The 9,553-nt window shown below is 67.3% G+C and carries 8 protein-coding genes and 1 pseudogene; 8 read left to right on the top strand and 1 reads right to left on the bottom strand.

Annotated features, from left to right (window positions below; all coding sequences use genetic code 11):
- A partial coding sequence (locus tag FKP22_RS12055) for a tetratricopeptide repeat protein (RefSeq protein WP_170200862.1) occupies positions 1 to 1,110 on the top strand: 1,110 nt, incomplete at its 5' end.
- 21 nt (positions 1,111 to 1,131) lie between these two features.
- Here FKP22_RS12055 and FKP22_RS12050 read toward each other — a convergent pair.
- A complete protein-coding gene (locus tag FKP22_RS12050; protein WP_141287736.1) occupies positions 1,132 to 1,887 on the bottom strand; it encodes a Crp/Fnr family transcriptional regulator in 756 nt (251 codons plus the stop codon).
- A 130-nt stretch (positions 1,888 to 2,017) separates the two neighbouring features.
- Between FKP22_RS12050 and FKP22_RS12045 the strand changes: the two genes are divergently transcribed.
- The 7 genes and pseudogenes from FKP22_RS12045 (at position 2,018) to FKP22_RS12015 (ending at position 9,519) form a co-directional block, all read left to right on the top strand.
- Complete coding sequence (locus FKP22_RS12045; RefSeq protein WP_141287735.1) at positions 2,018 to 3,967, top strand: AMP-dependent synthetase/ligase; 1,950 nt, start codon at positions 2,018 to 2,020, stop codon at positions 3,965 to 3,967.
- Between the two features lies 1 nt (position 3,968).
- Positions 3,969 to 4,754 (top strand): annotated as a pseudogene (locus tag FKP22_RS12040) (ABC transporter ATP-binding protein); the annotation flags it as partial.
- Positions 4,755 to 4,848: 94 nt separating this feature from the next.
- Complete coding sequence (locus FKP22_RS12035) at positions 4,849 to 5,778, top strand: branched-chain amino acid ABC transporter permease (RefSeq protein ID WP_141287733.1); 930 nt, start codon at positions 4,849 to 4,851, stop codon at positions 5,776 to 5,778.
- A gap of 12 nt (positions 5,779 to 5,790) precedes the next feature.
- Positions 5,791 to 6,855, top strand: a complete 1,065-nt coding sequence (locus FKP22_RS12030) for a branched-chain amino acid ABC transporter permease (RefSeq protein WP_141287732.1) — start codon at positions 5,791 to 5,793, stop codon at positions 6,853 to 6,855.
- A 131-nt stretch (positions 6,856 to 6,986) separates the two neighbouring features.
- On the top strand, positions 6,987 to 8,309 hold the full coding sequence (locus FKP22_RS12025) for an ABC transporter substrate-binding protein (RefSeq protein ID WP_141287731.1): 1,323 nt from the start codon (positions 6,987 to 6,989) through the stop codon (positions 8,307 to 8,309).
- Positions 8,310 to 8,328: 19 nt separating this feature from the next.
- Complete coding sequence (locus tag FKP22_RS12020; RefSeq protein WP_141287730.1) at positions 8,329 to 9,198, top strand: ABC transporter ATP-binding protein; 870 nt, start codon at positions 8,329 to 8,331, stop codon at positions 9,196 to 9,198.
- Between the two features lie 9 nt (positions 9,199 to 9,207).
- Positions 9,208 to 9,519, top strand: coding sequence for a hypothetical protein (locus FKP22_RS12015; protein ID WP_141287729.1), 312 nt, complete (start codon positions 9,208 to 9,210; stop codon positions 9,517 to 9,519).
- The last annotated feature ends 34 nt before the right edge of the window (positions 9,520 to 9,553 follow it).

The following is a 9,553-nucleotide window of genomic DNA, read 5'->3' as shown; positions in this document are numbered from 1 at the left end:
CTGGGCCAGAATGCTTCCTACGTCGGCCACAACGAACAGGCGCGCGACGCGCTGACCGAAGCGATCACGCTGGGTGAAGCCCATCCAGAGTTCGGTGCCAGCCAGTTGTTCACCGCCTACATCACGCTGGGCAACGTGCAGCGCGCGCTCGGCGCCTACGACCAGGCCCGGGCGAGCTTCCTGCACAGCCTGGAGATCGGGCACCGGACGGCCGCGGCGCCCGGACAGGTCCATTTCACCGAGGCGACCTTCGCCAACTTCCTCTACGACACAGGCCGCTTCCACGAAAGCCTGGCCGTCGTCGAGCCGGCCTACCGCTTCGGCCTCGCCGGCGAGCTTCAGATGGGCCTGGCCAAGCCGATGATGGTGGCTGCGCACGGCAGGATCCTGATCGCCCTGGGCCGGACCGAAGAAGGCCTGGCCGACGTGGATCAGGCGTTCAAGCTCGGCGACCGGATGAAGGATGCACCCGACTTCGCCGTGCCGCTCCTGAGCTTCCGGGCACGGGGGCTGACCGACCTCGGCCGCTTCGACGAGGCGCAAGCCGCCATCCAGCAGGCGCAGGACATCGCCACCAAGGCCAACTACCAGGCGGGTAGCTTCATCCGCGCGGCGCATCGGCGCCTGCTGGTCGCACAAGGGCAAGGCCGGCAGGCGCTGGCCGAGTACCAGCAAGCGCGCGCCGACAAGAAGCTGCCGAAGGACCCGGCGCCTTCCGAGACAGTGGCTGCACAGGCTGAATCGGCATGGCTGCAGATGGCCGCGGGCAACGCCGCCGATGCCGAGCGGCTGGCCCGGCAGGCGCTTGAAAAGATCGCGCAAGGCCAATCCGCCGACTACCAGCGGGACCACGAAGCGCTGGCCACGCTGGTGCTCGGGCAAGCCCTGCTGGCGCAACACCGCGCAGCCGAAGCGAGGCCCGTGCTGGAGCAGGCCGTCAAGCTGCACCGCGCCGAGTACGACGCCGCGCGCAGCCTGGCGCTTGCGGACGCACTGCGCAGCTTCGCCGACTGCCAGCGCGCGCTCGGCGAATCCGCCCACGAGGCGCTGGCCGAGGAGAAGCGGATCCGAGCGACACACGGCCAGGCTGCCGTGGCGTTAACGCACTGAAAGTGCCGGCCAGAATGCTGGCTATTGGCTGCCCGCAGGTGGCACCGGATAGCGCCTCAGCCCTTCCAGGTTCAGCACCCGCAAGCCCCCGTATTCGATCTGGATCAGCTGCGCGCCCTGCAGCGAGCGCAGCGCCTCGTTGACCCGCTGGCGCGACAGGCCGACCAGGTAGGCCAGTTCCTGCTGGGTGATGCGCAGCAACTGGCCCACGCCCGGGTAGAGCACCGGGTGGAACAGCGCGGCAAGGTTGCGCGCCACGCGCGAATCGGGGTCGTTAAGGCGGTCCGTCTCGCGGGCCAGGATGAACTGGCCCAGGCGCTCGTTGAGCTGGTTCAGCACGAAGCGGTTGAAAGCGATGCTGCGGCCCAGCAGGTCGTGGAAGGCATCGATCGGCAGGCCGGCCACCGCGCTCTGGCGCAGCGCCTCCACGTTGTAGCGGTAGGGCTCGCGCTTGAGCAGCGTGCCCTCGCCAAACCAGGCGCCCGGCGGCAGGCCTGCAAAAGTGACGATGGGGCCATGGCTGCCGTCGTTGCTCATCTTCAGAAGGCCTTCCACCAGGCCGAACCAATAGGTGGGCGCCTTGCCGAGACGGCAGATCAGGTCGCCCGGCTCCGCCGTGACGACGCGGACCTCGGGTTTCACGAGTGCCTGGTCCTCGCCGCTCAAGAGCGCCAGCCACGGAATGGTGGCCAGCTCGGCCTCGTGTGCGCGCCGCGAGCGCTGGTAGAGCGAGGGCGCCGCTGGGCCGGAATGCTGGAGAGTTAAGGCGACGTTCATGTGCCCCGACATTGCCAGCAAGCCGCGGGAAAGTCCGCCCCGGACAGACCCGTAGATTGTCGTTGAACCGACAACATGGCGTCAAAGCCGGCCCTAGCATCCGGCGCAAACAGCCACCGGAGACTCGCCCTTGGACACGACGTTTGTGCGCCTGCTGCTGCTACACGCCGCCGCTCGACCGCAGGACCCGGCGCTGCGCGAAAAGGAATACGGCATCTGGCAAACCACCTCCTGGGGCGCACTGGCCGAGCGCGTGCGCCTGCTGGCCGCGGGCCTGGCCGCAGCAGGCCTGCAGCGTGGCCAGCACCTGGCCGTGATCGGCGACAACCGGCCGCGGCTTTACGCCACCATGCTGGCCGCGCAGGCCCTGGGCGCGGTGCCGGTGCCGCTTTACCAGGACGCGGCGGCGGCCGAGTTCGTGTTCCCGCTGGTGAATGCCGAGATCGGGTTTGCGGTGGTAGAGGACCAGGAGCAGGTCGACAAGCTGCTGGAGATCCGCACGCAGTGCCCGCAGCTCGCGCGCATCTGGTTCGACGACCCGCGTGGCCTGCGCCGCTACGAAGCGCCCGGCCTGGCCTCGCTGGACCAACTGCTGGCCGAAGGCGCAGACTTCCATACCGGCCAGCCAACCTTCGTGGACGCGCAGATCGCGCTTGGCCAACCCGACGATGTGGCCGCGATGTTCTTCACCTCCGGCACCACCGGCCAGCCCAAGGGCGTGGTGCACAGCCACCGCACGCTGCTGGACCGCGCCGCGGCCGGCCAGGCCTTCGACAGGCTGACCGAGCACGAAGAAGTGCTGGCCTACCTGCCGCCGGCCTGGATTGGCCAGAACATCTTCAGCTATGCGCAGTGGCTGGCCTGCGGCTACGTGGTGAACTGCCCCGAGTCGGCCGCCACCGTCAGCATCGACCTGAAGGAGATCGGGCCGACCTACTATTTCGCGCCGCCGCGCATCTTCGAAGCGATGCTGACCACCGTCACCATTCGCATGGAAGACGCCAGCGCGATCAAGCGCGGCCTGTACCAGCACTTCATGGCACTCGCCCGCCGCGTGGGCACTGCGCTGATGGACGGCCAGCCCGTCGGCGCGCTGGACCGGCTCCGCTATGCACTGGGCAATGTGCTGATCTACGGCCCGCTGCGCAACACGCTGGGCCTGTCGCGCGTGCGGGTGGCCTACACCGCGGGCGAGGCCATCGGGCCGGACCTGTTCGCGTTCTACCGCGCCATTGGCATCAACCTGAAGCAGCTTTACGGCTCGACCGAGACCGCCGTGTTCGTCTGCCTGCAGCCGGACCATGAAGCGCGGTCCGACACCGTCGGCGTGCCCATCGCCGGCGTGGAGCTGAAGGTCTCCGAACAGGGCGAGGTGCTGATCAAGTCGCCTGGCCTGCTGCGCGGCTACTACAAGAACCCGGCCGCCACCGCCGAGGTCATGACGGCAGACGGCTGGTACCGCAGCGGAGACGCCGGTTTCCTCGATGCCGGCGGCCACCTGAAGATCATCGACCGCGCGAAGGACGTTGGCCGCCTCGCGGGCGGCGCGTTCGACGGCGCGATGTTCGCGCCCAAGTATGTGGAGAACAAGCTGAAGTTCTTCCCGCACATCAAGGAGGCCGTGGCCTTCGGCGACGGCCGCGACCGCGTCTGCGCCTTCATCAACATCGACTTCGAGGCCGTGGGCAACTGGGCCGAGCGGCGCAACCTGGCCTACGCCGGCTACACCGACCTGGCGCAGAAGCCCGAGGTCTACGCGCTGATCCAGGACTGCGTGCAGCAGGTCAATGCCGACCTGGCGCGCGACGAGCTGCTGGCCGGCTCGCAGATCCATCGCTTCCTGGTCCTGCACAAGGAACTGGACGCCGACGACGGCGAGATGACCCGCACCCGCAAGGTCAAGCGCAGCTTCATTGCCAGCAAGTACGCGCCGCTGGTGGACGCGCTCTACGGCGGCCTGAAGCAACAGTACATCGAGACGGCGGTGACCTTCGAGGACGGCCGCAGCGGCCGCATTGCCGCGACGCTGCAGATCGCCGACACCCAGACCTACCCTGCCGCTTCACGGAAGGCTGCATGACATGAGCAGCAAGACTTCAACGGCCGCCGGCGAGGTCATCCTCGACGTGCAGCACATCAGCCTGCGCTTTGGCGGCGTCAAGGCGCTGAGCGACATCAGCTTCAATGTGCGCGAGCACGAGATCCGCGCCATCATCGGCCCGAACGGTGCCGGCAAGAGCTCGATGCTGAACTGCATCAACGGCGTCTACACGCCGCAGGAGGGCCAGATCACCTTCCGCGGCCAGACCTTCAGCCACATGAACTCGCGCCAGGTGGCCGAGATGGGCGTGGCCCGCACTTTCCAGAACCTGGCCTTGTTCAAGGGCATGAGCGTGCTGGACAACCTGATGACAGGCCGCAACCTGCGCATGAAAAGCCCGCTGCTGCTGCAGGCGCTGCGCTGGGGGCCGGCGCTGAAGGAAGAGATCGCGCAGCGAGAAGCGGTCGAACGCATCATCGACTTCCTGGAAATCCAGGCCTTCCGCAAGACGCCCGTCGGCCAGTTGCCCTACGGCCTGCAAAAACGCGTGGACCTGGGCCGCGCGCTGGCGATGGAACCCAGCGTGCTGCTGCTGGACGAGCCGATGGCCGGCATGAACGTCGAGGAGAAACAGGACATGTGCCGCTTCATCCTGGATGTGAACGACGAATTCGGCACCACCATCGTGCTGATCGAACACGACATCGGCGTGGTGATGGACCTCTGCGACCGCGTGGTGGTGCTGGACTACGGCAAGAAGATCGGCGACGGCACGCCGGCCGAGGTGCGCGCCAACCCCGAAGTCATCCGAGCCTACCTGGGCACGGACGCCGCGCCGCCCGCTGCGGCTCCACGCGCCACATCGCCTGTCACCCCGCCGCTGGCCGACCAACGCGCCGCAGCCTGAAAGGAACATCGAGATGGGGTTTTTTCTGGAAACGGTGTTCGGCGGGCTGATGGCCGGCATGCTGTACGCGCTGGTCGCGCTGGGCTTTGTGCTGATCTTCAAGGCCTCTGGCGTCTTCAACTTTGCACAGGGTGCGATGGTGCTGTTCGCAGCGCTGGCGATGGCGCGCTTCTCCGAATGGTTCCCGCAGTGGTTCGGCTTCGAGAGCCTGATCCTGGCCAACCTGCTGGCGCTCATCGCCAGCGTGGCCTGCATGATCGTGGTGGCCTGGCTGGTGGAGCGGCTGGCGCTGCGCGGCCTGGTGAACCAGCCGGCCATCACGCTGCTGATGGCCACGCTGGGCATCAGCTACTTCCTCGATGGCGCCGGCCAGCTGCTGTTTGGCAGCGCCACCTACAAGATCGACGTGGGCCTGCCGAAGGACCCGATGTTCGTGCTGGAGAACACCTTCCCCGGCGGCCTGCTGCTGAACAAGGAAGACCTGTATTCGGCGCTGATCGCCGCGCTGCTGGTCGCCACGCTGACGTTGTTCTTCCAGAAGACCCGCACCGGCCGCGCGCTGCGCGCGGTGGCCGACGACCACCAGGCCGCCCAGTCCATCGGCATTCCGCTGGCGCGCATCTGGGTCATCGTCTGGGCCGTGGGCGGCGTGGTGGCACTGGTGGCCGGCATCATCTGGGGCAGCAAGCTGGGCGTGCAGTTCTCCATCTCCATGGTCGCGCTGAAGGCCTTCCCGGTGGTGATCCTCGGCGGCCTGACCTCGGTGCCCGGCGCCATCGTCGGCGGGCTGATCATCGGCGTTGGCGAAAAGCTGTCGGAAATCTACCTCGGGCCCACCGTGGGCGGCGGCATCGAGAACTGGTTTGCCTACGTCCTTGCGCTGGGGTTCCTGCTTGTTCGCCCCCAGGGTCTTTTCGGCGACAAGATCATTGACCGCGTCTGAGGAGGCCATCACATGCTCTATCGTGAAAACGGCCAGTTCAAGACCTCGTACGCGGCGGACCTGGCGCTGTTCCCCATCGCGCAGGACCGCTGGGCCATGTGGGCGCTGGTGGCCATCGCCTTTGTCGCCGTGCCCTGGCTGGCCAGCGACTACACCTTCCGCGCGGTGCTGATCCCGTTCCTGATCCTGTCGCTGGCCGCCATCGGGCTGAACGTGCTGGTGGGCTACTGCGGCCAGATCTCGCTGGGCACCGGCGCCTTCATGGCGGTGGGCGCGTATGCCGCGTTCAACCTGCAGGTGCGCATCGAGGGCATGCCGCTGATCCTGTCGCTGATCGGCGGCGGGCTGGCGGCCACCGTCTGCGGCGTGCTGTTCGGCCTGCCCAGCCTGCGCATCCGCGGGCTGTACCTGGCGGTGGCCACGCTGGCGGCACAGTTCTTCATCGACTGGTTCACCAACCGGGTCAAGTGGGTCACGAACGACTCGCCTTCGGGCTCGGTCAGCGTCGGCCCGCTGCAGGTCTTCGGCTTCGACGTGAGCAGCCCGGTCCAGAAGTACCTCTTGTGCCTGACGCTGGTGGCCGTGCTGGCGCTGGCGGCCAAGAACCTGGTGCGTGGTGCCATTGGCCGCGAATGGATGGCCATGCGCGACATGGACGTGGCGGCAGCCGTGATCGGCATCCGCCCGGTCTATGCCAAGCTCAGCGCGTTTGCGGTCAGCAGCTTCATCGTCGGCGTGGCCGGCGCGCTGTGGGCCTTTGTGCACCTGGGCGCTTGGGAGCCCGCGGCGTTCGGCATCGACAAGTCCTTCCAGCTGCTGTTCATGATCATCATCGGCGGGCTGGGCTCGATCGCCGGCAGCTTCCTCGGCGCGGCCTTCATCGTGCTGCTGCCGCTCCTGCTGAACCACTTGCCGCATTGGCTGGGTCTGCCGATTTCCACCGGCACGGCCTCGCAGCTGGAACACATGATCTTCGGCGCGCTGATCGTGTTCTTCCTGATCGTCGAGCCACACGGCCTGGCCAAGCTGTGGTCCACGGCCCGGCAAAAACTTCGCCTCTGGCCCTTCCCGCATTGACATGAACCACCCCTACCGCCTTCGGCGGCCCCTCAAGGGGCAGCGCCAGTGGCCCGGCGAAGCCGGATCCACGGCGCTCGCTTGATTGAAGTCACGCACCGCACAGAGTGCATCACCTAGGAGACAAACACATGCGCTTCACTTCCCTGGTTCGCACCACGCTGTTGGCCGCGGCCGCGCTGGCTTCGGCCACCGTTCCGCTGGCCGTGCAGGCCCAGGCAGCCAATGAGCAGTTCATCCCGCTGCTGGTCTACCGCACCGGCCAGTTCGCGCCGCTGGGCATTCCCTGGGGCGACGGCAAGCAGGACTACCTGAAGCTGATCAATGCCCGCGACGGCGGCGTCAACGGCGTGAAGCTGGCCTTCGAGGAATGCGAGACGGCCTATGACGCGGCCAAGGGCGTGGAGTGCTACGAACGCCTGAAGACCAAGGGCGGCGGCGCGAGCGGCTTCGACACCCAGTCCACCGGCATCACCTTCGCGGTGACCGACAAGGCCTTTGTCGACAAGGTCGTCGTCGAGACGCCGGGCTATGGCCTCTCGGCCTCGGCCGACGGCAGCGTGTTCGAGTGGAACTTCCCGCTGCTGGGCACCTACTGGACAGCGGCCGACGTGATGCTGCAGGACATTGCCAAGAAGGAAGGCGGCAGCCTGAAGGGCAAGAAGATCGCGCTGGTCTATCACGACAGCCCCTACGGGAAGGAGCCCATCGCGCTGCTGCAGCGGCGCTCAGCCGCCGAGGGCTTCGAGGTGCAGCTCTACCCGGTCACGCCGCCCGGCGTGGAGCAGAAATCCGTCTGGCTGCAGATCCGCCAGGCGCGGCCGGACTACGTGCTGTTCTGGTCCGCCGGCGTGATGACGCCGGCCGGCATCCGCGAGGCCCAGGCCAGCGGCTTTCCGCGCGAGAAGATGTACGCGATCTGGTGGGCCGGTTCGGACCATGACGTGAAGGACATTGGCGCCGGCGCCAAGGGCTACAACGCGATCACGCTGCACAACAGCTCGGCCCGCGACCGGGTGCACGAGGACCTGAAGAAGTTCGTCTACGACAAGGGCCAGGGCACGGGCGCGGCGACCGAGATCGGCGCGCTGGCCCACACCCGCGGCATGATGATCGCGATGCTGCAGGTCGAGGCCATTCGCGCGGCGCAGGAGAAATACGGCAAGGGCAAGGTCATGACGCCCGAGCAGGTGCGCTGGGGCTTCGAGAACCTGAACCTCACGGCCGACAAGCTGAAGGCTCTGGGCTTTGGTGAAGTGATGCGGCCGGTGCAGACCAGCTGCAGCAACCACATGGGCACCGACTGGGCCCGCATCGTCCAGTGGGACGGCGCGAAATGGAACCTGGCCTCCGACTGGTACCAGTCCGACAAGACGCACATCGATCCGATGGTCAAGGAAGCCGCGGCCAAGTACGCCAAAGACAAGAACCTCAAGCCACGCAGCTGCAGCTGAACCGAGGGAGCCGGCCACCATGGAAGCGATTGCTGAATCGGCCCCACCGTTGGCGGCCACGCCGAAGGCCGCGTTGCCGCCCGCACTGCTGGACGTCAACGGCATCGAGGTGATCTACCACCACGTGATCCTGGTGCTGAAGGGCGTGTCGCTTCAGGTGCCTGAAGGATCGGTGGTGGCCTTGCTGGGCGGCAACGGCGCGGGCAAGACGACCACGCTGCGCGCCGTCTCCAACCTGCTGGCGGGCGAGCGCGGCGAGGTCACCAAGGGCCGCATCGAGCTGCGCGGCGAGCGCATCGAAAAGCTCAGCCCGGCCCAGCTGGTGCAGCGGGGCGTGGTGCAGGTCATGGAAGGCCGGCACTGCTTTGCGCACCTCACCATTGAAGACAACCTGCTCACGGGGGCCTATGCGCGCAAGGACGGCAAGGCCGCGGTCGCCGAGACGCTGGAGAAGGTCTACGCCTACTTCCCGCGGCTGAAGACCCGCCGCAGCAGCCAGGCCGCCTACACCTCGGGTGGCGAGCAGCAGATGTGCGCGATCGGCCGCGCACTGATGGCCAACCCGAAGATGGTGCTGCTGGATGAGCCGTCCATGGGCCTGGCGCCGCAGATCGTGGAAGAGGTCTTCCAGATCGTGCAGGACCTGAACCGCAAGGAGCGCGTGACCTTCCTGCTCGCCGAGCAGAACACCCACATCGCGCTGCGCTACGCGGACCACGGCTACATCCTCGAAAACGGCCGCGTGGTGATGGACGGCGCCGCGGCCGAGCTGCGCGAAAACGAGGACGTGCAGGAGTTCTACCTGGGCATGGGGCGCGAGGAAGGCGGCGAGCGCAAGAACTTCCGCGACGCGAAGAGCTACAAGCGCCGTAAAAGATGGCTGGCATGAGGAGCCGCGATGAGTGACGACGATCTGTCCGGCTGGGCCCTGCCCGCCTTCAAGCCCGACGAAGCGTTGCAGACGCTGCGCCGTGGCCTGCGCGACCTGAAGCTGCAGGAGCAGGCCGGCGGCGCGCCGCTGCGCTACCAGTTCAAGGGCAAGCCGGTGGCCGAGCTGAGCCTGGCCGAAGGCGGCTTGCAGGTGCGCTGGGTCAAGCGCCCGTCGCACAGCCCTGAATGGCAAAGTCGCACGCTGGGCAACGCGGCAGCGGTGCGGGACTGGCTGGCCGCCCTGAAGCGCCAGGCGGCCGGCTGGGACGGCAAGGAGTGACACGGTGAGCCTGACCTCGTTCTACGACCTGCTG

The organism is Ideonella azotifigens, from assembly GCF_006519715.1.
Classification (GTDB): Bacteria; Pseudomonadota; Gammaproteobacteria; order Burkholderiales; family Burkholderiaceae_C; genus Ideonella; species Ideonella azotifigens.
Note: the sequence above shows the minus strand (reverse complement) of the source record. Positions and strands in the feature narration are given on the sequence as shown.